Origin of the sequence: Streptomyces flavofungini, assembly GCF_030388665.1 — a bacterium.
Taxonomy (GTDB): domain Bacteria; phylum Actinomycetota; class Actinomycetes; order Streptomycetales; family Streptomycetaceae; genus Streptomyces; species Streptomyces flavofungini_A.
The window spans coordinates 8,307,131-8,328,525 of the sequence record NZ_CP128846.1; the positions used below are offsets into that span (position 1 = coordinate 8,307,131).

At 72.4% G+C, this 21,395-nt stretch carries 22 protein-coding genes; 13 read left to right on the forward strand and 9 right to left on the reverse strand.

Annotation, left to right across the window (positions count from 1 at the left end; all coding sequences use genetic code 11):
• Positions 1-42 precede the first annotated feature (42 nt).
• The 4 genes from QUY26_RS35900 to QUY26_RS35915 form a co-directional block, all read right to left on the reverse strand.
• Positions 43-735 carry a phosphatase PAP2 family protein gene (locus QUY26_RS35900; protein ID WP_289954132.1) on the reverse strand — a complete coding sequence of 231 codons (693 nt, stop codon included), beginning with the start codon at positions 733-735 and terminating at the stop codon, positions 43-45.
• 33 nt (positions 736-768) lie between these two features.
• Positions 769-1,701 (reverse strand): M56 family metallopeptidase, encoded by a 933-nt coding sequence (locus QUY26_RS35905; protein WP_289954134.1) that lies wholly within the window; start codon positions 1,699-1,701, stop codon positions 769-771.
• Between the two features lie 147 nt (positions 1,702-1,848).
• Positions 1,849-2,439 (reverse strand): DUF5134 domain-containing protein, encoded by a 591-nt coding sequence (locus QUY26_RS35910; protein ID WP_289954136.1) that lies wholly within the window; start codon positions 2,437-2,439, stop codon positions 1,849-1,851.
• Between the two features lie 167 nt (positions 2,440-2,606).
• Positions 2,607-2,993: a VOC family protein gene (locus QUY26_RS35915; RefSeq protein WP_289954137.1), complete on the reverse strand. Its 387-nt coding sequence runs from the start codon at positions 2,991-2,993 to the stop codon at positions 2,607-2,609.
• A gap of 136 nt (positions 2,994-3,129) precedes the next feature.
• Between QUY26_RS35915 and QUY26_RS35920 the strand changes: the two genes are divergently transcribed.
• Positions 3,130-3,684 carry a GNAT family N-acetyltransferase gene (locus QUY26_RS35920; RefSeq protein WP_289954138.1) on the forward strand — a complete coding sequence of 185 codons (555 nt, stop codon included), beginning with the start codon at positions 3,130-3,132 and terminating at the stop codon, positions 3,682-3,684.
• Between the two features lie 39 nt (positions 3,685-3,723).
• Here QUY26_RS35920 and QUY26_RS35925 read toward each other — a convergent pair whose 3' ends face one another.
• From QUY26_RS35925 to QUY26_RS35935, 3 genes are all read right to left on the reverse strand, one after another.
• Positions 3,724-4,407 carry a glycerophosphodiester phosphodiesterase gene (locus QUY26_RS35925; RefSeq protein WP_289954139.1) on the reverse strand — a complete coding sequence of 228 codons (684 nt, stop codon included), beginning with the start codon at positions 4,405-4,407 and terminating at the stop codon, positions 3,724-3,726.
• Positions 4,408-4,685: 278 nt separating this feature from the next.
• On the reverse strand, positions 4,686-5,321 hold the full coding sequence (locus QUY26_RS35930) for a PadR family transcriptional regulator (RefSeq protein ID WP_354670735.1): 636 nt from the start codon (positions 5,319-5,321) through the stop codon (positions 4,686-4,688).
• Between the two features lie 65 nt (positions 5,322-5,386).
• A complete protein-coding gene (locus tag QUY26_RS35935; RefSeq protein WP_289954141.1) occupies positions 5,387-6,091 on the reverse strand; it encodes a lysophospholipid acyltransferase family protein in 705 nt (234 codons plus the stop codon).
• A gap of 247 nt (positions 6,092-6,338) precedes the next feature.
• Here QUY26_RS35935 and QUY26_RS35940 point away from each other — a divergent pair, with 247 nt between their 5' ends.
• The 8 genes from QUY26_RS35940 to QUY26_RS35975 all read left to right on the forward strand — a co-directional run bounded on the left by QUY26_RS35940 (position 6,339) and on the right by QUY26_RS35975 (position 15,971).
• The gene (locus QUY26_RS35940; protein ID WP_289954142.1) at positions 6,339-7,475 is read left to right on the forward strand and encodes an LLM class flavin-dependent oxidoreductase; all 1,137 of its coding nucleotides are present in this window, start codon (positions 6,339-6,341) and stop codon (positions 7,473-7,475) included.
• A gap of 1 nt (position 7,476) precedes the next feature.
• Complete coding sequence (locus tag QUY26_RS35945) at positions 7,477-8,655, forward strand: alpha/beta hydrolase (RefSeq protein ID WP_289954143.1); 1,179 nt, start codon at positions 7,477-7,479, stop codon at positions 8,653-8,655.
• An 81-nt stretch (positions 8,656-8,736) separates the two neighbouring features.
• The gene (locus QUY26_RS35950; protein WP_289954146.1) at positions 8,737-10,140 is read left to right on the forward strand and encodes a DUF6421 family protein; all 1,404 of its coding nucleotides are present in this window, start codon (positions 8,737-8,739) and stop codon (positions 10,138-10,140) included.
• Between the two features lie 26 nt (positions 10,141-10,166).
• Positions 10,167-10,907 carry an SDR family oxidoreductase gene (locus QUY26_RS35955; protein ID WP_161990309.1) on the forward strand — a complete coding sequence of 247 codons (741 nt, stop codon included), beginning with the start codon at positions 10,167-10,169 and terminating at the stop codon, positions 10,905-10,907.
• Positions 10,904-11,974: a threonine aldolase family protein gene (locus QUY26_RS35960; RefSeq protein ID WP_289954176.1), complete on the forward strand. Its 1,071-nt coding sequence runs from the start codon at positions 10,904-10,906 to the stop codon at positions 11,972-11,974. Before QUY26_RS35955 ends, QUY26_RS35960 begins: the two co-directional genes overlap by 4 nt.
• A gap of 104 nt (positions 11,975-12,078) precedes the next feature.
• Positions 12,079-12,684: a transglutaminase-like domain-containing protein gene (locus QUY26_RS35965; RefSeq protein ID WP_289954177.1), complete on the forward strand. Its 606-nt coding sequence runs from the start codon at positions 12,079-12,081 to the stop codon at positions 12,682-12,684.
• A gap of 200 nt (positions 12,685-12,884) precedes the next feature.
• Positions 12,885-15,128 carry a glycosyl hydrolase family 95 catalytic domain-containing protein gene (locus tag QUY26_RS35970; RefSeq protein ID WP_289954179.1) on the forward strand — a complete coding sequence of 748 codons (2,244 nt, stop codon included), beginning with the start codon at positions 12,885-12,887 and terminating at the stop codon, positions 15,126-15,128.
• Positions 15,129-15,281: 153 nt separating this feature from the next.
• The gene (locus tag QUY26_RS35975) at positions 15,282-15,971 is read left to right on the forward strand and encodes a B3/B4 domain-containing protein (protein ID WP_289954181.1); all 690 of its coding nucleotides are present in this window, start codon (positions 15,282-15,284) and stop codon (positions 15,969-15,971) included.
• A 33-nt stretch (positions 15,972-16,004) separates the two neighbouring features.
• On the opposite strand, the gene QUY26_RS35980 is transcribed toward QUY26_RS35975, so the two are convergent.
• Positions 16,005-16,733 carry a lysophospholipid acyltransferase family protein gene (locus tag QUY26_RS35980; protein ID WP_289954183.1) on the reverse strand — a complete coding sequence of 243 codons (729 nt, stop codon included), beginning with the start codon at positions 16,731-16,733 and terminating at the stop codon, positions 16,005-16,007.
• Positions 16,734-16,990: 257 nt separating this feature from the next.
• Here QUY26_RS35980 and QUY26_RS35985 point away from each other — a divergent pair, with 257 nt between their 5' ends.
• The 4 genes from QUY26_RS35985 (at position 16,991) to QUY26_RS36000 (ending at position 20,125) form a co-directional block, all read left to right on the forward strand.
• Positions 16,991-17,371 carry a thioredoxin family protein gene (locus tag QUY26_RS35985; RefSeq protein WP_289954184.1) on the forward strand — a complete coding sequence of 127 codons (381 nt, stop codon included), beginning with the start codon at positions 16,991-16,993 and terminating at the stop codon, positions 17,369-17,371.
• A 207-nt stretch (positions 17,372-17,578) separates the two neighbouring features.
• Positions 17,579-18,085 (forward strand): flavin reductase family protein, encoded by a 507-nt coding sequence (locus QUY26_RS35990; RefSeq protein ID WP_289954188.1) that lies wholly within the window; start codon positions 17,579-17,581, stop codon positions 18,083-18,085.
• A gap of 231 nt (positions 18,086-18,316) precedes the next feature.
• Positions 18,317-19,105 carry an electron transfer flavoprotein subunit beta/FixA family protein gene (locus QUY26_RS35995; protein ID WP_087883011.1) on the forward strand — a complete coding sequence of 263 codons (789 nt, stop codon included), beginning with the start codon at positions 18,317-18,319 and terminating at the stop codon, positions 19,103-19,105.
• A gap of 57 nt (positions 19,106-19,162) precedes the next feature.
• The gene (locus tag QUY26_RS36000; RefSeq protein WP_289954191.1) at positions 19,163-20,125 is read left to right on the forward strand and encodes an electron transfer flavoprotein subunit alpha/FixB family protein; all 963 of its coding nucleotides are present in this window, start codon (positions 19,163-19,165) and stop codon (positions 20,123-20,125) included.
• A gap of 107 nt (positions 20,126-20,232) precedes the next feature.
• On the opposite strand, the gene QUY26_RS36005 is transcribed toward QUY26_RS36000, so the two are convergent.
• A complete protein-coding gene (locus tag QUY26_RS36005) occupies positions 20,233-21,135 on the reverse strand; it encodes an endonuclease/exonuclease/phosphatase family protein (RefSeq protein ID WP_289954193.1) in 903 nt (300 codons plus the stop codon).
• Positions 21,136-21,395 lie beyond the last annotated feature (260 nt).

Sequence of the window (21,395 nt, forward strand, 5' to 3'; positions counted from 1 at the left end):
GAACGGGCGAACGAGGGTCAAGGACGCACCGCTCCGCAGCCGTCACGGACGCGGGACGCGGTCCGGGCGCTGCTCCCCGGGCACGAAGCGCTCGTACGCCATCACGGCCACCGCCACCGTGAGACCCCCGAGCAGCATCCCCTCGACGACGTCCGAGGCCCAGTGGACACCGAGCCACACGCGCGTGAAGCCCACCCCCACCACGGACACCACGGCGACGACGAGCCCCGCGCACCACACCAGGGCCCCGGCGCCGTACAGCCGCAGCAGCCACAGCATCAGGAGGCACACCACGGTCGCGGTCATCGCGTGCCCCGAGGGGAACGCCGCGAAGTGCGCGGAGTCCACCGGGTCCGGCCACTCGGGCCGCTCCCGCCCCACCGCGGCCTTCATGCCCTGCTGCACCAGCGTGCCCACCAGGGTGGTGGCCGCGAGCCAGCCCGCGAGCCACCACGCGCGCCGCGTCACGAGCCACAGCACGACGACGGTGACAAGGGCGCGCATCGTCCACGGGTCCCACACCCAGTCCGTCAGGACGCGCGCGGTCCGCGTCAGTCCCGCGTGCCCGACCGCCCAGCGGTGGGTGGTCCGCGCGATGTCGTCGTCCAGGCCCACCAGCGGGCGCCACTCGGCGGCGACGAGGACGAGCAGCAGCACGGAAGGGACGGCGAGGAACAGGGCGGCGCGCGGGGCACGGGTGGCGCGCCGGGTCGCCGCGGGCGGTGCGGAAGGCATGCCTCGATCCTGGCGGATGGAGGGCGGCGGCACCTAACCGAGGGCGCGGAGTGCCGGGACGAAGGCCACGAGCAGGGGCACGACCGGGACGAGCGCCGCGGCCGCCGTCAGCCGCAGCCGGCGCCCCGCCGTGAGCCGGGGGCGGGCCGAGAGCAGCCGGTGCACGCGCTGCGGCACATGGGCCTGCGGGGTCGGGCAGGGCCCGAACACGCCCCGCTCCTCGTTGAGTTCGACCAGAGCGAGGGCGATGGTGAGCCGCCCGAAGCGGCGCGAGGCCACGTCGTCGGCGGCGAGCTCCACCAGGCGGTGCATCTCGTCGCGGAACGCGGCGAACACCGGGACCTGCGGGAAGCCCGCGGCGAGCGCGCCCGAGCAGTGCAGCAGCCAGTCGTGCCTGGCCTGCGCGTGACCCTGCTCGTGGGCGAGCACCGCATCCAGCTGACGGCCCTTCAGGCGGCGCAACGCGGCCGTGGTGATGACCAGTTGGGGCGCAGCGCCGGGCAGCCACCAGGCGTCGGGGCGCTCGCCCTCGAGGACCACGAGCCGGTCGGCGCCGGGCTCCTCGCCGGGCAACAGCGGTGCCCGCACGACGAGTTCGGCCCGCCGCTTGGCGCGCCGGGCGCGGGCCCTCGCGATCTCCCGGGTGAGCATCGCGGCGGTCCACACGCCGCCGCACGCGAGCGCCACCGCCGTCACGGCCGCCCACGGGGTCGCTCCGAGCGCGTACGCCTCCACGACGCCGCGCGGCGCGGGCGCGAACAGGTGCCCGCGCACCGCCTGCCAGGCGGAGGCGGCGCTGAACGTCATCGAAAGGGCGCAGCACAGCAGGACACCCGCCACCACGCACTGCCAAGCCCACAGCGCGACCACCGGTTCGCGCTCCACCCAGTCGGCCCTCGCGAGCAGTCTGGGGGCGACGACGGCGGTCAGCGCGGCAAGGAGCAACAGCGCGACGGGGACCATCATGGGTCAACCCTATGAGGGGCGCGCCACGCGGGGGTATGGGCAGCCACCGCAAGTGACGTACGCCACGACGGAATCAGGTGCCCCGCGCCACCGCGGAGCCCGGCGTCCCGGGCCCCGCGGCACGGCCCGTCCTGCCCGGGGCGCCCCTCACGACATCAGCACCAGCATCGCCAGCATCCCCATGCTCATCGCGAGGCGGCACACCCGCACCAGCTCCGGTCGGTCGGCCCACCCCCCGGGCCCGCCGCCCCCGCCCGCGACTCCCTCGCCCGCGGCCCCCTCGCCCACGGCCACCACCGCCCCCGTCGGCGCGAGGCGCGCGCCCGAGAGCAGGACGTGCCCGGCGAAGTACAGGAGCAGCGCGCCCGTCACCACCGGCACGCCCGTGCCGCCGTGACCGGCGTGGCCGCCCGGCGCCGCCACCATCGCCGCCGACATGTACACCATGGCCAGCGCGCCCACGACGTGGTGCAGATGCCGCGGCGCACGCAGCGCGGGCCACGCCATCCACAGGCCTGCGGCGGCGAACACCGCCGCGTACCCGAGCCACACGCCGCGCGGCGGCTGCACCACCGTGGCGGGCAGCGCCATCACCGCCATGCCGAATCCCATCAGCGCCTCGCCGCCCGCGGTGCGCCGCTGTTCCTCGACGCGGCTGCGCATCCGCAGCAGGCAGTAGGCGCCGCTCCCCGCGCAGAGCGTCACGAGCAGCCAGCTCGCCGACCCCGGTCCGTGCACCTGAGCACCTCCTCGATCGACGTCACGCCGTCGTCGGGTCGATGCCCGGCCCCGGGTCGGCGTACGGGAGCGCACAGAGGTACGGCGGGAGCACAACGTGGGCGCGCGTCGCCGCCGGGCGTGCTCGCGGGCGCGCGGGACGGGAGACGGTGGTGGGGCGGGTGTCCTCAGGGGCGGTAGCGCAGCGGATGGTCCTCCGGGATCTCCACGACGGCGATCCGGGTGCCGTCCGGGTCCGCGATCCACATCTCGATCAGGCCCCACGGCTCCCGCACCGGCGGCCGCAGGACCTCCACGCCGCGCGCCGAGAGCTCCTCGTGGGCGGCCGCCACGTCCGCGACCTGGAGCCACAGCCGGACGGCGGGGGACGGGGGCGCGTCGGAACGGCCGGACAGTTCGAGGAAGCCACCGCCGAGGAAGTAGACCGTGCCGCGCCCGGAGCCCGTGCTGAACTCGCGGTACACCGCAAGGCCCAGATCACGGCCGTAGAACGCCCGGGAGCGCTCGATGTCGGTGGGCGCCAGGAGGATCCTGCTGCTGAGTACGTGCACCATGGGGCGGCACGTTAGCGCCGGGTTACCCTCGGCGGTGCGCGCGGTGGTGCGGGAGTGGCGCCGCCGCCGTACGGAAACCCGCCGCAGCCGGGGCCCGGCACGTGCCGCGGCCTCCGGAGATCGGAGACACGCGTCCATGCACACCGCACCGCGCCACAGGACCCACGGCGACCCGACGTTCCGGGACGCCACCGCGGACGACGTCGACGCGCTGGTCGCGCTCATCGAGTCGGCGTACCGCGGGGACGACAGCCGGGCCGGGTGGACGACGGAGGCGGACATCCTCGAAGGGCAGCGCACCGACCCCGAGGGCGTCGTCGCGGTCATCGAGAAGCCCGGCAGCAAACTGCTCGCCGTCGAGCTCGACGGCCGTGTGGTCGCCTGCTGCCAGCTGGAACACCGGGGCGAGCACGCCTACTTCGGGATGTTCGCGGTCAGTCCGGCGCTCCAGGGCGCGGGCCTCGGCAAGGTGATCATGGCGGAGGCGGAGCGGATCGCGCGCGAGGCGTGGGGAGCGCGCGAGATGCACATGACCGTGATCTCGGTGCGCGACGAACTCATCGCCTGGTACGAGCGGCGCGGCTACCGCCGTACGGGAAAGATGAGCCCCTTCCCGTACGGCGACGAGCGCTTCGGCATCCCGCAACGCGACGACCTGCAGTTCGAGCTGTTGGTGAAGGAGATCGGCTGAGCGGGGCCCCGGGGAGCGGGGGCGGGCGCGCGCGGGGCGTCAGGCGGTGAAGCGGCCCGTGCGCTTGATCTCCGGGTAGTCCGTCGTGGCGCCGTCCAGTTGCAGGGCGCGCACCAGGCGCAGATCGTCCTGGGTGTTCACGACCCAGCCGATGATCCGCAGGTCGGCCTTGCGCGCGTGCTCCACGATCTCCAGCGTCAGGCGCCGGATGTTCAGGACGAGGGTGGTGGCACCCACCGCGGTGGCGCGCTCCACGACGTCCGTGCCGTAGCGGCTGGCCACGAGCGCGGTCCGCACACCGGGGACGAGCCGGGCGATCTCGGCGATGGCCTCGTCGTGGAAGGAGAGCACCTCCACCCGGCCGGTCAGATCGCGCGCGTGCATGACGTCGGCGAGCGCGCGGGCCGCCGCGACATCCTTGATCTCGGCCTGCAGCGGCGCCTTCACGGCGTCGAGGACCTCTTCGAAGACGGGGATCCGCTCGCCCTTGCCCGCGTCCAGGTCGCGGAGCTCGGCCAGGGTCTTGTCGGCGATGGCGCCCCTGCCGTCGGTCGTGCGGCCCACGTCCGCGTCGTGCATGACGACGAGGGCGCCGTCCTTGCTGAGGTGCAGGTCGAGTTCGATGATGTCGAGGCCCGCGGCTTGGGCGGCGACGAACGAACGCAGGGTGTTCTCGGGTTCGACCCCCATGACACCGCGATGACCGATGGTGAGGAAGTTCAAGGTTCACTCGCTTCCGTCGACGGCGGCTCGGCTCCGCGCGGCTCGGCGGCTCATGACCACGCGGCAAGGCGCAGCCTAATGGCCCGCCTCCGCGATGGGACCGTCCCTGCGCGGCGGAGTGGAGTCGTCCGGTCTGGTTCCGACGATGCCCAGGATGAGTCCGGTGATGAGGGCGGCGACAAGTACGGCGCGGGTGCTCAAGGGTTCGCGGCCTCTCTCGGGCGGAGTCGGCTGACCCGGCCGTCCTACCGCCGCGGAGGCCCCGATCGCGAGCGGTCTCACCCGTGGGTGGGCGCGTCGCCCGGGCGTTGACCCGGGCCTTTTGTGAGGGCCCCCGGGATGCCGTCGAGGTCGGTGAGCAGCGCCTCGGCCAGCTCCAGTTCGCCCTCCAGATGGCGGGCGCTCCAGCGCAGGGCGATCTGCGGATGGGCCCAGGCCTCGACGCCCCGGGCCCGCTCCAGGGCGTCGCGGACCTCGGCGAGCTCGTCCCGGGTGCGCGCGATGTGCTCGGCCACCATGGCCCGAAGACCGGCCGGTTCGGTGAGGTGGCCGAGCCAGACCCGCAGCAGCAGCGGATGCTTCAGGACCGGCGGCCCGGCGTCCTGCCCGCCCACCGCCCAGCCCGCGAGCGCCGCCCGGCCCGCGTCCGTGATGGCGTACGCCCGTCTCGCGCGCGGTTCCTCAGGACCTGAGCGGCGCGAGGAGGCGTACCCCAGCGCCTCCAGACGGCGCAGCTCGGCGTAGATCTGGCTGATGGCCGGCGACCAGTAGAAGAAGCGCAGCGAGGAGTCGGCCCACTTCTTCAGCTCGTAGCCGGTCCGCTCGCCCGGGAAGGACAGCAGCCCGAGCACGGCCCAGGCGGTCGGCGGCAGCGGGACGGGCGGGGGCGACGGGGTCGGGAGCGGGGCTGCCATGAGCCGCATTGAAGTGAACGGCCGGTGCCCGCGCAAGGGTCAGCCCGCGTGCTCGGCTGCAAGGGTCAGCCCGCGTGCTCGGCGAGCGCCTTCGTGCGTGCCTCCGCCTTCGCGTCCACGGCGTACTGGTCCACGTACTCCTGCCCGGAGAGCACCAGGATCGCGTACATGATCTCGTCCGTCACGGCCCGCAGCGCGGCCCGCTGGTCCTGCATGCCCGCGTAGCGGGAGAAGTCGAGCGGCTCGCCGAAGCGCAGCGTCAGGGGCACGAGGCTCGGCACCCTGCGCCCCGCGGGCTGTGCCTCGAACGTGCCGATGATCGCGCAGGGAACCACGGGCGCACCCGTCCTCAGCGCCATCGCCGCCACCCCCACCCGGCCCTTGTACAGGCGGCCGTCGTGCGAGCGCGTCCCCTCCGGGAAGATCCCGAGCAGTCCGCCGCCGCGCAGCACCGCGAGCCCCGACTCGACCCCCGCCCGCCCGGCCCCGTTCCCGGACCGGTCCACCGGGATCGCCCCGATGCCCCGGAAGAACGCGGCGGCGAGACGGCCCCTGAGCCCCCTGCCGGTGAAGTACTCCATCTTCGCGAGGAAGTTGATGCGCCGCCTCAGCGTCACCCCCAGCAGGAACTGGTCGCAGAACGACTGGTGGTTGCCCGCGATGATCGCCCCGCCCGCGGCGGGCACGTGCCCGAGCCCTTCGATCCGCGGCCGGTACAGCCACCGCAGCAGCGGGACGAGCACGACGCACTTGAACAAGCGGTAGAACATGCCTGTCGATCCCCTCCTCGGCTGCCCCCGCGCCGGGGAACGCTAGTGGCCGCGCGGGGTTCGAGGGAGAACGCGTAATCAGCCAGAAAACACGCGTCATGTGAGCAATGTCTGGCGTGAGTTGGCCCCTGCGCCCTCGCGCGGGCCGCCGGTGCCATGTCCCTTGCTTCTTCAAGATCTGACGACTAGTCATATGACTGTTTGAAACATGCGAGCGTCCCGGAGGTCCGAACTCCCAGGAGGCACCGTGCAGTTCTCCGTCATCTTCGAAGCACAACTCGCCGATCCGACCGTGGACCGCGAGCACCGGCTCATCCACGACTGCGTCGAACAGGCCGTACTGGCCGAGGAGATGGGGTTCGACCGCGTCTGGGCGGTCGAGCACCACTCCCTGAAGTGGTACGCGCACATGTCCGCGCCGGAGGTCTTCCTGACCTGGGTGGCCGCGCGCACCCGCACCATCCGCGTCGGGCACGGCGTCGTCTGCATGCCGTTCCGCTTCAACCACCCCGCGCGCGTGGCCGAGCGGGCCGCCATGCTCGACCTGCTCTCCGGCGGACGGCTCGACCTGGGCGCGGGCCGCGGCGGCACGGCACAGGAGACCTCGCTGTGCGGGGTCGACCCGGACCGCACGACCCAGGAGGTCGAGGAGGCGCTGCGCGTCGTCGCCGCTGCCTGGGAGCACGACGAGCTGGAACACCACGGTCCGCTGCTCGACATCGCACCGCACCCGATCCTGCCGCGCCCCGCACAGACCCCGCACCCGCCGCTGTTCCTCGCGTGCAGCAGGGCCGAGACGCTGGAGCGGGCCGCGGCGCTCGGTGTCGGCGCGCTCGTGATGGGGTTCGCGGGGCCCGAGTCCGTCGCCGGTATGCGGCGCGTGTACGACGACGCCATCGCGGCGCGCACGCCGGAGCGCTTCGTGTCGAGCGTCGTCAACGACCACTTCGCCGTGCTCTGCCCGACCGTCGTGCTCGACGACGGCGCGGCGGCCCGGCGCGTGGGCCTGCGCGGCCAGCGGTTCTTCGCGCAGTCCATCGCGCACTGGTACGGCGGCGCGGGGCTGCCCGACGAGGCGGTGGTCGACGGCGCCGACGAGGCGGCCGCGCTGCGCACCGCGGGCGAACGGGTCGCGGCGCGCCTGAACGAACAGGACATCCCGGTGCGGCCGTCCGCCACCGCCGTGTTCCACGCCGACCACGCGTACGGCACCGCTGCCGACGCGGTCGCCCACGTCGAGCGGCTGCGGGCGGCCGGGGCGGACGAGGTGATGTGCCTGGTCCAGATGGGGACGGTGCCGCAGGAGGCGTGCCTGGAGACGCTGCGGCAGTGGGGCGAGACGGTGATCCCGCGCTTTCGGCCCCGGCGCAGGGAGGTGGCCTGAGATGGCGTCCGACACGGGACATGCCGCCGCGGCGGGCGGTGACGGGGCGGCGGCCGAGCCGGACCCCGCCGCCCCCGTCCCCCTCGCCGCCGAGGCCAGGCCCCTCGTGGCCGCGCTCAGCGAGTTCTTCCCCGACATCGGCGGCACCGTCACCGACGCCGTCGAGGCGCGCCGCGTCCTGGCGGCCGCGCCCGCGTCGCCGTTCCCGCCGCCGCGCGTCGGCTCCGTCTCCGACCGGTTCGTCCCGGGGCCGCCGGGGGCGCCGGACCTCCGCGTGCGGTGCTACCTGCCCGAGGCGGCCCCTGCCGGGGGAGCGGCGGAGGGGGCGCCCGGGAGGGCGGAGGGGGCGCCGGCGAGCGGGACCGCGGCGGTCGCGCCCCGCCCCACCGTCGTCTTCTTCCACGGTGGCGGCTGGTCCCTGTGCAGCGTGGACACCCATGACGCGACCGCGCGCGGCCTGTGCCGCGCGGCCCACGCCGCCGTGGTCTCCGTGGACTACCGCCTCGCGCCCGAGGACCCGTTCCCCGCGGCCGTCGACGACGCGTACGCCGCCCTCCGGTGGGCCGCCGCGCACCGCGCCGAACTCGGCGGCGAGGACGGTCCGTTGGTGCTCGCGGGCGACAGCGCCGGTGGCAACCTCGCGGCGGTGTCCGCGCTCACGGCCCGCGACGGGGGCGGGCCGCCGGTGGCGCAGCAGGTGCTCATCTATCCGGCGGTGGACGGCCGGGACCGCGGCCCGGTGGGCGGTCGGGACCACGGCCGGGCGGGCGGTCGGGACCGCGGCCGGGTGGACGGCCGCGACACCAGCTTCCTCACCCCCGCCCACGGCCGCTGGTTCCGCGAGCAGTACCTGGGCGCGTACCTGCGCGCGGGCGGCGACCCGGCCGACCCGCGCGTCTCGCCGCTCCTCGCCGCCGACCTCTGCGGCCTGCCGCCCGCCGTCGTGGTCACCGCGGGCCACGACCCCCTGTGCGCGCAGGGCAGGGCCTACGCGGCGCGGCTGAGGGGCGCCGGTGTCCCCGTCGTCGAGGCGCATTTTCCGGCCATGTTCCATGGGTTCTTCGGCTTCCCCGAGCTCCTCGCGGACGCCCGCGCGGCACAGGAAGCAGTGACAGAAGCGATCGCCTCGACGGCGGGTGACAGGAAAAACAGCGGCGCCACCGGGGGTGGGGCAGGATAATTTCCGGGATCCCCTCTTGAAACGGAGAACACCGCACACATACGGTGTCCATACGCGAGGTTCTCCCGTGGAGGATGGGTCATGACGGAAATTCTTGTGCACACGGCAGTGGAGGGTGGCGACGCCATCCGTGACGGACGAGTGGTGGATCACCCGGCCTGGCCGGAACTCAAGAGTGCCGTCGAAGAAATCAGGCCCTGGCAGTCCAAGGACGGGTCCATCGACTTCGAGCGCGAGGGCGCCCCGACCCGGGTCGACGCGGAGGCGGCGGTCGACCGCGTCATATCCGGCGTCGAGGCGCTCAGCCCGCTGCTCCCGCACGACAAGGCCTACCACCAGGCGCTGGTGCGCGACCTGCGCGGCTGGGTCGACGGCGGCTTCGCGGTCCCGGACTTCCTGGACTCGCTGCTCGCCTTCCACCCCGCGGCCCGCCGCGAGGACGGCCTCCAGCACCTCGTGCTCTTCCCCATGTACACGCAGAACGGCAACCCCGACCGCAACTTCGAAGCGGTCGTCCTGCGCATGGTCTGGCCCGACTGGCTCGCCGAGCTCGAGCGCACGCGCTACGACAACCCGCTGTTCTGTGGCATCACCTTCGAGGACTTCACTCCCGGGTACGACACGAACTCGGCCGTCCTCTTCCCCGAGACGATCGCCGTCCGCGAGGCCCCCGAGCGCTTCACCTGGGGCGGCATCTTCTGCGACCGCGAGGCGGCCCGCTTCCGCCGCGTCACCGAGTCCGCCGTGAACATCCTCGGCATCGAGCTGCCCGCCGACGTCCGCGCGATGCTCGACGACCAGGACCGGTGCCAGGAGGCCTTCGTCCTGTGGGACATGGTCCACGACCGCACCCACAGCCACGGCGACCTGCCGTTCGACCCCTTCATGATCAAGCAGCGGCAGCCCTTCTGGATGTACGGCCTGGAGGAGCTGCGCTGCGACCTCACGGCCTTCAAGGAGGCCGTGAAGCTGGAGGCCGACGGGGTGTCCCAGGCCCGCGACGTGCAGTACGCGGTGCTCTTCGACCGGATGTTCCGCTTCCCGGTCACCGGCGAGCGCGTACGCAACTACGACGGCCTCGGCGGCCAGCTGCTCTTCGCCTACCTGCACAAGCACGACGTGGTCCGCTGGACCGACAACAAGCTGAAGATCGACTGGGAGCGCGCGCCCCAGGTCACCAACCAGCTCTGCGCGGAGATCGAGAAGCTGTACCGGGACGGCATCGACCGCCCCAAGCTCGTCCACTGGCTCGCGGGGTACGAGCTGGTGTCCACCTACCTCGCCCCGCACCCGGGCTCGCGCTGGGCCAAGGGCCCCGACGCCCTGGACACCTCGCTGCCGCCGCGGAAACTGGTCGACGAGGTGCTTCCGGACGAGTTTCCGCTCAGCATGTTCTATGAGGCGCTCTCCAAGAAGCTCAAGGCAGTGATCGCCTCCACCCAGGGGATCACCGCGGGCTCGGGAGCCGGGAAGGTCGCCGCGTGAGCGACCGCAACAAGGAGGCGAGGACCATGTCCGCACTCGACGGAGCCGTAGTCGCGGTAGCCGGGGCCGCGGGCCCCGCGGGCCGAGCCACGCTGCTCAGGCTCGCTGAGGCCGGGGCCACGGTCGTCGCCTCCGACGCCGACGCCGCCCGCCTCGCGGAGGCCGTGGACGCCGCGCGGTACGCCCACGGCGGCGCCACGGTCACGGGCGACACCGTCGACCTGCTCGACCTGGAGGCGGCCCGCGCCTGGGCCGACCGCACCGAGAAGGAGTTCGGCCGCATCGACGGCCTGGTCCACCTCGTCGGCGGCTGGCGCGGCAGCGCCTCCTTCGCCGAGACCGACCTCGGCGACTGGGACGTCCTGGAGGACCTCCTGATCCGCACCGTCCAGCACACCTCGCTCGCCTTCCAGGACGGCCTGCAGCGCAGCGGCAACGGCCGCTATCTGCTGATCAGCGCCGCCGGCGCGTCGAAGCCGACGGCGGGCAACGCGGCGTACGCCGCCGCCAAGGCCGCCGCCGAGGCCTGGACGCTCGCACTCGGCGACGCCTTCCGCAAGGCCGGGGGCGACGAGGGGCCGCGCGCGGCGGCTGCCATCCTGGTGGTCAAGGCGCTGGTGCACGACGCGATGCGGGCGGAGCGGCCGAGCGCGAAGTTCGCGGGCTTCACCGACGTGAAGGAGCTGGCCGAGGCCATCGCCGGAGTCTGGGAGCGGCCCGCCGAGGAAGTGAACGGAAACCGTCTGTGGCTGACCGAGAAGCCGTGAACCCACCCAAGACCGACGCGCGCCGGCACCACGACCCCGACGTCCGCGGCTTCGCCAGCGACAACTACGCCGGTGCGCACCCCGAGGTGCTCGCGGCCCTCGCCCTGGCCAACGGCGGCCATCAGATCTCCTACGGCGAGGACGCGTACACAGAAGCCCTCCAGCAGGTGATCCGCAGCCACTTCGGGGCGAGCGCGGAGGCCTTCCCGGTCTTCAACGGAACGGGCGCGAACGTCGTCGCGCTCCAAGCGGTCACCGACCGCTGGGGCGCGGTGATCTGCGCCGAGAGCGCGCACATCAACGTCGACGAGGGCGGCGCCCCCGAGAAGGTCGCGGGCATCAAGCTCCTGACCGTGCCGACACCCGACGGCAAGCTCACCCCCGAGCTGATCGACCGTCAGGCGTTCGGCTGGGAGGACGAGCACCGCGCGATGCCGCAGGTCGTCTCGCTCGCCCAGAACACCGAACTGGGCACCGTCTACACCCCGGACGAGATCCGCGCCATCGTCGAGCACGCCCACGGCCTCGGCATGCGGGTGCACCTCGACGGTGCGCGGATAGCCAACGCCGCCGCGTCCCTGAACGTCCCGATGCGGACGTTCACGAACGCGGTCGGCATCGACATCCTCTCGTTCGGCGGCACCAAGAACGGCGCGCTGTTCGGTGAGGCCGTGGTCGTCCTGAATCACGACGCGGTGCGGCAGATGAAGCACCTGCGCAAGCTGTCCATGCAGCTCGCCTCCAAGATGCGCTTCGTCTCCGTGCAGTTGGAGGCGCTGCTCGCCAAGGACCTGTGGCTGCGCAACGCGCGGCACGCCAACGAGATGGCACAGCGCCTGGCCGAGGGCGTCCGCGCGGTGCACGGCGTGGAGATCCTCTACCCTGTCCAGGCCAACGCCGTCTTCGCGCGCCTGCCGCACGACGTCAGCGAACGCCTGCAGAAGCGCTTCCGGTTCTACTTCTGGGACGAGGCGGCCGGTGACGTCCGCTGGATGTGCTCCTTCGACACCACCGAGGACGACGTGGACGCCTTCGTGGCGGCGCTGAAGGAAGAGATGGCGCGCTAGGCGCTGCGCCGCAGACATCCCCGGCCCACGGCGGGCTGCATAAGTATGCGACCGATCGAAAAGTCATTGACTGTCGATCGGCCGCTTTCTTATGCTCGCTCGCCATGCGACTGATCCAGCGGACCCCGGACCTCTCCGCCTATCTCGCGGCGGACGAGGTCATCGACCACACGCATCCCCTGGTGCGCGGGACGGCGGCCGAGCTCGCCAAGAACGCGACCGACTCCTACTCCTACGCCTGCGCCGCCTTTGAGTTCGTACGGGACACCGTCCCGCACTCCGCGGACTCCGGCGACCCGCGCGTCACCTGGCGCGCCTCCGACGTCCTGGAGCAGCGGACCGGCATCTGCCACGCCAAGGCCCACGCCCTCGCCGCCCTCCTGCGCGCCGAGGACATCCCGACGGCGCTGTGCTACCAGCGCCTTCTGCACGACGACGGCAGCGGCTTCGCCGTCCACGGTCTGGTCGCCGTGCGCCTCGACGGCGCCTGGCACCGGCAGGACCCCCGTGGCAACAAGCCGGGCGTGGACGCGCAGTTCAGCCTCGACGGTGAACGGCTCGCCTGGATCCCGGACGCGGCGGGCGGCGAGGTGGACTACCCCGAACTCCACTCGTCCCCGCACCCGTCGGTGCTCGACTGTCTGCGACAGGCCGTGGACCGGCCGCACCTGTGGGACCTGCTGCCGACGGAGCTCCCGGCCGCCCCCTAAAGGCTGCGGGGTCATTCATCGGAGGACAGGTCGAGTACGTGAAGAGGATGCACCGGCAAGTCCCCTGTGGGGCAGACCGACAGAGGATTCATCCGACCTATTCCTGTCGGATTCCTTGACGCGTGCCCGTCCCGGCGTCGATGCTGCGTGCCGTCCGGGTTGTCGCGCACTCGCGCTGTCCTCTGTCGGAAGGCCTCGCCATGTCCCCCATCTCGCGGCGCGCGTTCGTCGCAGGCACCTCCGGAGCGTTAGTGGCGGCCGGCTCGCCTGTCGCCTGGGGCAGACCCCCGGCCGCCGCGCCGGACGACGTGCACGGCACGCTCCTTCGGGACGCCGCGATGGTGTGGCGGCGCCTTCCCGGTGGCTGGCAGGAGGGCCCGTTCCTCGGCAACGGGTTCCTCGCCGCCCACCTGTACGCCAAACCCGGCGAGGGCAACGTCCTGCGCATCATGGTCAACCACTCCTACGTGCAGGACCAGCGCGGCCAGTGGGAGGCCGCGATCGGCTACTCCCGGCTCGGCGTCGGCTACCTCACGCTGACCCTCGCGGGCACGATCACCGGCGTCGACTGGCGGCTCGACCTCGACAACGCCGAGCTGACCGGCACCATCACCACGGCGCGCGGCAGCGTGCGGTTCACCGCCCTGATCCTCAGTCAGGAAGACGTCCTGCTGGTGTCGTCGGAGCCGAGCGCGGGCGAGGAGACGGCCGCCTGGGGCTTCACCGCGCTCCCCTCGCACACCACCCGCACCACCCGCGTCCCGCCCGACTACACCGCCAACCCCGACCCCACGACCGCCCCCGGCATCGTCGAACAGCCCCTGCGCGCGGGCGGCGGCTACACCACCGCCTGGCGCGAGGTGCGCTCCGGCACGAAAAGACTCCTCGCCGCCACCATCGCGTACGGACATCCCCGCTCGACCGGCCGCGAGGAGGCCGAGCGCACCGTGGCGCGCGCCCTCGACGGCTCGCCCGCCGCGGCCATCGCCCGGCACCGCGACTGGTGGCACGCCTTCTACCGGCGCAGCTTCGTGTCCGTGCCGGACAAGAAGGTGCAGCGCTTCTACTGGATCCAGCTCTACAAGCTGGCGTGCGCCACCCGCAGCCACGGGCCCGTCACCCCCGTCTTCGGGCCCTGGTTCCCGGAGACCGGCAACAACTGGACCAGCATCTGGTGGAACACCAACGTCCAGGTGACGTATCCGATCGCCAACGGCTCCAACCACCGCGAACTCGACGCCGTCACCCCGGCGTTCGCGAAGTTCCACGAGAACCTGGAGTCCAACATCCAGCCGGGGCTCCGCGACGGCGAGACCTACGCCCTGTGCCACCCCGGCGACTGGAAGCTGCGCTCGGGGCCGCGCTACGTCGGCGTCCCCGGCACGAGCCCCAACGACCACACCGGCAACCTCACCTGGGCCCTGCACAACGCCTGGGTCACCTACCGCCACCACATGGACGACGACGTCCTGCGGCACGTCATCCGCCCCGTCCTCACCAAGGCCGTGAACTACTACGCGCGGCACCTCACCGAGGGCTCCGACGGCCGCCTCCACCTGCCCGAGACCCGCTCCCCGGAGTACGCCAACGCCGCCGACTGCACCTACGACCTCTCGCTGCTGCGCTGGGGCGTGACCACGCTCCTGGACTCGGCCCGGCGGCTGCGCGTGAGCGACCCGCACGAGAAGCGGTGGCGCGACATCCGCCACCGGCTCGTGCCGTACCACGAGAACGAGAACGGCGTCATGATCGGCGCCGGTGTCCCGCTCGCCGAGTCCCACCGCCACTACTCGCACCTGCTGTGGCTCTACCCGCTCCAGGAGAAGCTGGACCGGCGCACCTTCGACCACTGGGCCGGCCGCCAGGACCGCTGGCACGGCTACAGCTACGCGGCCGCCGCCTCCATGGAGACGCTCTTCGGCAAGCCCGAGGAAGCCCTGCGCCACCTGCGGTTCTTCCTGGACGGCAATGTCACCGACAAGTGCGCGATGACGCCCAACACCATGTACCGCGAAGGCTCCAACTTCGCCCTGGAGAGCCCGATCAGCGCCGGGCAGTCCCTGCTCGACATGCTGACGCAGAGCCACGGGGGAGTGCTGAAGGTCTTCCCCGCCGTGTCCCGCACCTGGGCGGACGCCAGCCTGCAACGGGTGCGCACCCAGGGCGCGTTCCTCGTCGACGCCTCCCGGCGCGGCGGACGCACCGAGTGGATCAGGGTGGAGAGCGAGGCCGGGGAGCCGCTGCGGCTGCGGCACGGCATCGCCGGCGCCGTCGACGTGCGCGACGAGCGCGGGCGCCCGCTGCCGTACGAGGGCCGGAACGTCATCAGCGTGCCGCTGCGGCGCGGGCAGGCCGCGGTGATCACTCCCAAGGGGGCGAGGCCGTCGCTGCGCCCGCGCGACGTGCGCGCGAACGGGACGGAGCCCGCCTGGGGGCTGCCGTAGAGGTGCGGAGGGCGAGAGGGCGCGGACGCTGAGGGGGGCGACGGGTCGTGGGTCGCGGGTCGCGGGTCGCGGGTCGCGAAGAAAGTTCATCGTGGTGCACTTGGTGGTGCTCTATGCTGTACTTCCGTCGATTTCCGTGACCCAAGGCAGACCATGACGCTCACTCTCACCGTGTCCGACGAGGTGCGCACGCTCGCGCCCGGCTTCACCCACGTCGCCATCGAGGCGTACGACCTCGTCAACGGCCCCAGCACCGACGCCACCTCGGCCCTGCTCGACGACGCCGCCCGCCGTCTCGCCGCGCGTCTCGAAGGCCGCGCCCCGCACGAGGACCCGCACATGGCGGCCTGGCGTGCCGCGTACACGGCCTTCGGCGCCAAGCCCTCGCGCACCCGCAACTCCGCCGAGGCGCTGGCCAAGCGGGCGCTCGCGGACGGCGGCCTGCCGCGGATCAACGCGCTCGTCGACGTCTACAACGCGATCAGCGTGGCCCGTCTGATCCCCGTCGGCGGCGAGGACATGGATCACATCAAGGGCGGCATGCGGCTGGTCCGGGCCGCCGGGGACGAGGACTTCGTCACCATGGCGGCGGGCGAGCGCGCCGTCGAGCACCCGGAGCCGGGCGAGGTCGTCTGGCGCGACGACGAGGGGGTCACCTGCCGGCGCTGGAACTGGCGGCAGGGCCCGCGCACCCGCCTCACGGAGGCGAGCGTGAACGCGATCTTCCTGCTCGAAGGCATGGGACCGGACGCGGGCCTGGAGGCGGCGGGCGCCGAGCTCGCCGAGCTCCTGGAGAAGGTCAGCCCAGGGGCGCGCGTCACCGTCCACGAGCCGGTGGGGTAGCCGGTTCGCCGCCCGCGGGGGTCGGGCGGTGGGTCAGCCCGCTTCGGCGGCGCGGACCTCGGCGGGCGTCGGGGCGGTGCCGCCGAGGTGCGCCGGCATCCACCAGGTGTCCTCCGGGCCCTTGGGGCGCGCGGGGTAGGCGCGCTGCGCGGCTTCCAGGAGCTCCTGGCAGCGCTCGCGCAGGCGGCGCGTGATCGCGCCCGCGTACTGGTCCTTGGGGGCTTCCAGGCGCTCGCCGACGCGGATCGTGATCGGCAGGCCCTGGCGCTTGAAGTTGCGGGGGTGCCCCTTCGTCCACAGCCGCTGCGTGCCCCACAGGGCCATCGGGATCAGCGGGACTCCGGCCTCCTGGGCCATGCGCGCGGCACCCGACTTGAACGACTTCAGCGTGAACGACTGCGAGATCGTCGCCTCGGGGAAGACGCCGATGATCTCTCCGGCGCGCAGCGAGTCCAGGGCGTGGGCGTAGGCCGTCTCGCCCTGCTTGCGGTCCACCGGGATGTGCTTCATGCCGCGCATCAGCGGCCCCGAGATCTTGTGGCGGAACACCGACTCCTTCGCCATGAAGCGCACCACGCGCTTCTGGGGCAGGGCGGCGAGGCCGTCGAAGATGAAGTCCAGGTAGCTGATGTGGTTGCTGACCAGGACTGCCCCGCCCGAGCGCGGAATGTTCTCGGAGCCCTTGCAGTCGATCTTCAGGTCGAGCGCCTTGAAGAAGGTCTTGGCGGCGCCGATGACCGGTCGGTAGACGAGTTCTGCCATGGCTGGGGAGGGCCCTTCGTCTCTGCCAGAGGAGAGGGCCTTTGGCAGGAAGCTAAGTTACGGATCCGTAGGGTCTACGGCTTTGCCAGATCGTGCCCCAAGAACGAGCGGCTGGCCAGCCATGGTGCCCGTATCGCGCGAGATTCTCGTCACGTCGGAATCTTTCCGTACGCGCGTGCGCTGTAGGGATGGACGTATGTGGAGCCCCGGTGGGGCGGATCGAGGCCCCTGGTGGGGGTGGGAAAGGCGGGGCGCCCGTGACAGGGGAGCGCGGAGGCGAGAGCGCGGGGGCGCGCGGCGCCCCACGGCTCGGTGCGGACCGGCCGGGCGCCGCTCGGCTCGGTGCGGCGGAACTCGGCGCGGAGCTGGGCGAGAGAGCCACGCTCGTGCAGTTCTCCAGCGCGTTCTGCCAGCCCTGCCGGGCCACCCGCAGGGTCCTCGCCGACGTCGCCGCCATGGTCCCGGGCGTCGCCCACGTGGAGATCGACGCGGAGGCCGAACTGGATCTCGTACGCGCGCTGGGCGTCGACAGGACCCCGACCGTGCTCGTCCTGGACGCCGACGGGCGCGAGGTCCGGCGCGCGGCGGGACAGCCGCGGAAAGCCGATGTGATCGCGGCCCTCGGGGCGGCGGTATGAGCGAGATGAGGCGATCCGGGCGGCCTTCGCATCCCGGAACGGGCTTGACTGCACCCGCCACCTATCGTCAGCCTGCTGCCATGCCCCCGGAGCTCCTTCTCTACGAGCGTGTCCACCTGGACCTCGCGCGCCACGCCGGCGCGCGCTGTCGGTCCCGCTGAGCAGCCACGGACCCGTTCGTACCTCTCGGCAGAAGGACACAACTCCATGACGGCCACGCCCGACCTCTCCGCCCCCCAGCTCGCGACACCCGATCTGCTGCGCGCCGCCTTCCGCAGGCACGCGGCCGGAGTCGCCGTGATCACCGCCCGGGGCACCGGCCCCGTCGGCTTCACCGCCACCTCGCTCACCTCGGTCTCGGCCGAACCCCCGATGGTCTCGTTCGGCATCGGCACCGGCGCCTCCAGCTGGCCCGCGATAGCCGTGGCCGAGCACGTCGGCGTGCACATCCTCGGCGAGCACCAGCAGGAGCTCGCCGCCACCTTCGCGCGCAGCGGCGCCGACCGCTTCGGCGCGCCCACCCGCTGGTTCGACGGTCCCGAGGGCGTGCCGGTCCTCGACGGCGTACTCGCCTGGATGGTGTGCCGGATCGTGGCGCGGGTGCCCGCCGGGGACCACCGGGTGGTCCTGGCCGAGGCCGTCGCCGGGGATCCCGCGGGGGCGGGCCGCCCGCTGCTGTACCACCAGGGACGCTTCAACGCGCTGCGTGACTGAGAGTTCCCGATGACGCGGGGTGCGCGTGATTACGGAGCGTTGCAAAGGTCACAGTTCAAAGCGCTTGCTCAGGGGGAAAGTACTGGGTGTACTCATGAGTAATATTCCGGTTGGAGCGGGGGCCGCCCCAACCGGGACCCGCCGCTTCAGGCGCCTATGCTGCCTGCAAGAAGGCAGTAGCCCGCAGCCAAGGCAGCAGCCCAGTAATGACGATGCAGTAGGAGAGCCGGCGTGAGCTTGAGGATCGTTGTCTGTGTGAAGTACGTGCCCGACGCCACCGGCGACCGGCACTTCGCCGAGGACCTGACCGTCGACCGCGACGACGTGGACGGCCTGCTCTCGGAGCTCGACGAGTACGCGGTCGAGCAGGCCCTGCAGATCAAGGAAGCGGCGGACGACGACGCCGAGATCACGGTCCTCACCGTCGGCCCCGAGGACGCCAAGGACGCGCTCCGCAAGGCCCTGTCGATGGGCGCCGACAAGGCCGTCCACGTCGAGGACGACGACCTGCACGGCACCGACGTCATGGGCACCTCCCTCGTCCTGGCCAAGGCCGTCGAGGAGACGGGCTACGACCTCGTCATCGCGGGCATGGCCTCCACCGACGGCACCATGGGCGTGCTGCCCGCGATCCTCGCCGAGCGCCTCGGCGTGCCGCAGGTGACGCTGCTCTCCGAGGTCTCCGTCGAGGGTGGCGTGGTGAAGGGCCGCCGTGACGGCGACACCGCCTCCGAGCAGCTCGAGGCGTCCCTGCCGGCCGTCGTGTCCGTGACGGACCAGTCGGGCGAGGCCCGCTACCCGTCCTTCAAGGGCATCATGGCCGCCAAGAAGAAGCCGGTGAAGTCGCTCGACCTGGACGACCTGGACATCGACGCCGAGACCGTCGGCCTCGAGGGCGCCTGGACGAAGGTCGACTCCGCCGCCGAGCGTCCCGCGCGCACCGCGGGCACGATCGTCAAGGACGAGGGCGAGGGCGGCAAGCAGCTGGCCGAGTTCCTCGCGGGCCAGAAGTTCATCTGAGCTTCAGTCACCCCACCCCTCCCCAACTTCTTCGTACTCGCAGGAGATTGAAGTCCCATGGCTGAAGTTCTCGTCTACGTCGACCACGTCGACGGCGCCGTCCGCAAGCCCACCCTCGAGCTGCTGACGCTGGCCCGCCGCATCGGCGAGCCCGTCGCCGTCGCGCTCGGCTCCGGCGCCGAGGCCACCGCCGCCACGCTCGCCGAGCACGGCGCGGTGAAGGTCCTCACCGCCGACGCCCCCGAGTTCGCCGACTACCTCGTCGTGCCGAAGGTGGACGCCCTCCAGGCCGCCTACGACGCCGTGTCGCCGGCCGCCGTGCTCGTGCCGTCCTCCGCCGAGGGCAAGGAGATCGCGGCCCGCCTCGCGGTCCGCATCGAGTCCGGCATCATCACCGACGCCATCGACCTGGAGGCCGGTGACGAGGGTCCGGTGGCCACGCAGTCCGTGTTCGCGGCCGCGTTCACCACCAAGTCCCGCATCTCCAAGGGCACTCCGGTCATCACCGTCAAGCCGAACTCGGCGCCGGTCGAGGCCGCCCCGGCCGCGGGCGCCGTCGAGGCCCTGTCGGTGTCGTTCTCCGCCCAGGCCACCGGCACCAAGGTCACCGCGCGCACCCCGCGCGAGTCCACGGGCCGCCCCGAGCTGACCGAGGCCGCGATCGTCGTCTCCGGCGGCCGCGGCGTGAACGGCGCCGAGAACTTCGCGATCATCGAGGCGCTCGCCGACTCGCTCGGTGCCGCCGTCGGCGCCTCCCGCGCCGCCGTCGACGCCGGCTGGTACCCGCACTCCAACCAGGTCGGCCAGACCGGCAAGTCCGTGTCGCCGCAGCTGTACATCGCCTCCGGCATCTCCGGCGCGATCCAGCACCGCGCCGGCATGCAGACGTCGAAGACCATCGTGGCCATCAACAAGGACGCCGAGGCCCCGATCTTCGACCTGGTCGACTACGGCGTGGTCGGCGACCTCTTCGAGGTCGTCCCGCAGCTGACCGACGAGGTCAAGTCGCGCAAGGGCTGAGCCCGTCGGGCCCGGGAGCGCCGGGGAACCGGCGCTCCCCGCGGCTCGCGGCCGAGGTCGGAGAAGGCCCCCGTTTCCGCCGTGCGCGGACGCGGGGGCCTCGCGCGTCACAGCGTCAGGCTCGCCTGCACCGGCAGGTGGTCGCTCGGGAACTGTCCGCCGAGCGAGAACGTGTTGATGGCCGCCGCGTGCACCCGGGCACCCGGCGACGTCAGGATCCAGTCGATGCGGTCGCCGTCCGGCACGAGCGGCTTGTAGCCGTGGAACGTCGCGTACTGCTTGCTGCGTTCGTCCGCCGCGTCCCAGGTGTCGACGAGCCCGGCGTTCAGCATCGTCTCGTACACCGGGTTCTTGTGGGCCGCGACGTTGAAGTCGCCGGTGAGGATCAGCGGCAGCGAACGGTCGAGCGCCGTGATCCGGTCGGTGATGAGGTGCGCGGCGCGGGTGCGGGCGTACTGACTGGCGTTGTCCAGATGGGTGTTGAGGACGTACAGCTCGCCGTCCGTGCGCCGGTCCAGGAAGCGGACCCAGGTGACCATGCGGATCGAGCCGCCGCCCCAGGTGTTGGAACCGATCACGTCCGGGGTGTCGGAGAGCCAGAAGTGGTCGTAGGCGACCGGCAGCAGCCTGCGCGTGTCGTAGAAGACCGTCATGAACTCGTCGCGGCTGCCGCCCGCGCGGCCGGTGCCGATCCACGCGTAGTGCTGCCCCAGGTCCTCGGCGATGTCCTGCACCTGCTGGTAGAGACCTTCCTGGGTGCCGACGACGTGCGGGCGGGCACGCCGCAGCAGTTCCCGTGTGACGGGGCGGCGGACGGCCCAGGTGTTCGGCGGGGTCGTCCCGGCGTAGCGCAGGTTGAACGACATCACCTCCAGTCGGCGGCCCGGACGCTCCACGGCGCGGGCGGGCGACGCTGCCAGGGCGGTGGCGAGCAGCGGGACCGCCACGGCCGCGGCCGCGGCCGCCGTCCGCAGGCCGGAGCGGCGGGTCACTCGGTTGTCGGTCGGCACGCGTTCTCCTTCATCGGGTCGTGGTTCGGTGCGTTCGGTCGCGGTCGGGCCACGGTCAGCGTGAAGTGCGCCCACGGGAGTGTGGAAGCACCATCTGAGACACGCGTGAACATGCGGGGACCGGCACGCGAGAAGGTGTTGACCAGCGGGAAGGTGCACAGATAACTTCAGTATGCGGATGTTGGATTCCGTCAGACGGAAAGACGGTCGGTGGCGTCGTGGGTGTGAGTCACTGAGAGCCGGCGTGGGTCACTGAACAG

What these genes read in the sequence shown, in the direction of transcription:
- QUY26_RS35915 (WP_289954137.1), bottom strand. Translation starts at nt 2,993, where the DNA reads ATGGTGCACGTACTCAGCAGCAGGATCCTCCTGGCGCCCACCGACATC.
- QUY26_RS35945 (WP_289954143.1), top strand. Translation starts at nt 7,477, where the DNA reads ATGGCGTCCGACACGGGACATGCCGCCGCGGCGGGCGGTGACGGGGCG.
- QUY26_RS35920 (WP_289954138.1), top strand. Translation starts at nt 3,130, where the DNA reads ATGCACACCGCACCGCGCCACAGGACCCACGGCGACCCGACGTTCCGG.
- QUY26_RS35950 (WP_289954146.1), top strand. Translation starts at nt 8,737, where the DNA reads ATGACGGAAATTCTTGTGCACACGGCAGTGGAGGGTGGCGACGCCATC.
- QUY26_RS35955 (WP_161990309.1), top strand. Translation starts at nt 10,167, where the DNA reads ATGTCCGCACTCGACGGAGCCGTAGTCGCGGTAGCCGGGGCCGCGGGC.
- QUY26_RS35970 (WP_289954179.1), top strand. Translation starts at nt 12,885, where the DNA reads ATGTCCCCCATCTCGCGGCGCGCGTTCGTCGCAGGCACCTCCGGAGCG.
- QUY26_RS36000 (WP_289954191.1), top strand. Translation starts at nt 19,163, where the DNA reads ATGGCTGAAGTTCTCGTCTACGTCGACCACGTCGACGGCGCCGTCCGC.
- QUY26_RS35965 (WP_289954177.1), top strand. Translation starts at nt 12,079, where the DNA reads ATGCGACTGATCCAGCGGACCCCGGACCTCTCCGCCTATCTCGCGGCG.
- QUY26_RS35975 (WP_289954181.1), top strand. Translation starts at nt 15,282, where the DNA reads ATGACGCTCACTCTCACCGTGTCCGACGAGGTGCGCACGCTCGCGCCC.
- QUY26_RS35990 (WP_289954188.1), top strand. Translation starts at nt 17,579, where the DNA reads ATGACGGCCACGCCCGACCTCTCCGCCCCCCAGCTCGCGACACCCGAT.
- QUY26_RS35980 (WP_289954183.1), bottom strand. Translation starts at nt 16,733, where the DNA reads ATGGCAGAACTCGTCTACCGACCGGTCATCGGCGCCGCCAAGACCTTC.
- QUY26_RS35900 (WP_289954132.1), bottom strand. Translation starts at nt 735, where the DNA reads ATGCCTTCCGCACCGCCCGCGGCGACCCGGCGCGCCACCCGTGCCCCG.
- QUY26_RS35930 (WP_354670735.1), bottom strand. Translation starts at nt 5,321, where the DNA reads ATGGCAGCCCCGCTCCCGACCCCGTCGCCCCCGCCCGTCCCGCTGCCG.
- QUY26_RS35905 (WP_289954134.1), bottom strand. Translation starts at nt 1,701, where the DNA reads ATGATGGTCCCCGTCGCGCTGTTGCTCCTTGCCGCGCTGACCGCCGTC.
- QUY26_RS35935 (WP_289954141.1), bottom strand. Translation starts at nt 6,091, where the DNA reads ATGTTCTACCGCTTGTTCAAGTGCGTCGTGCTCGTCCCGCTGCTGCGG.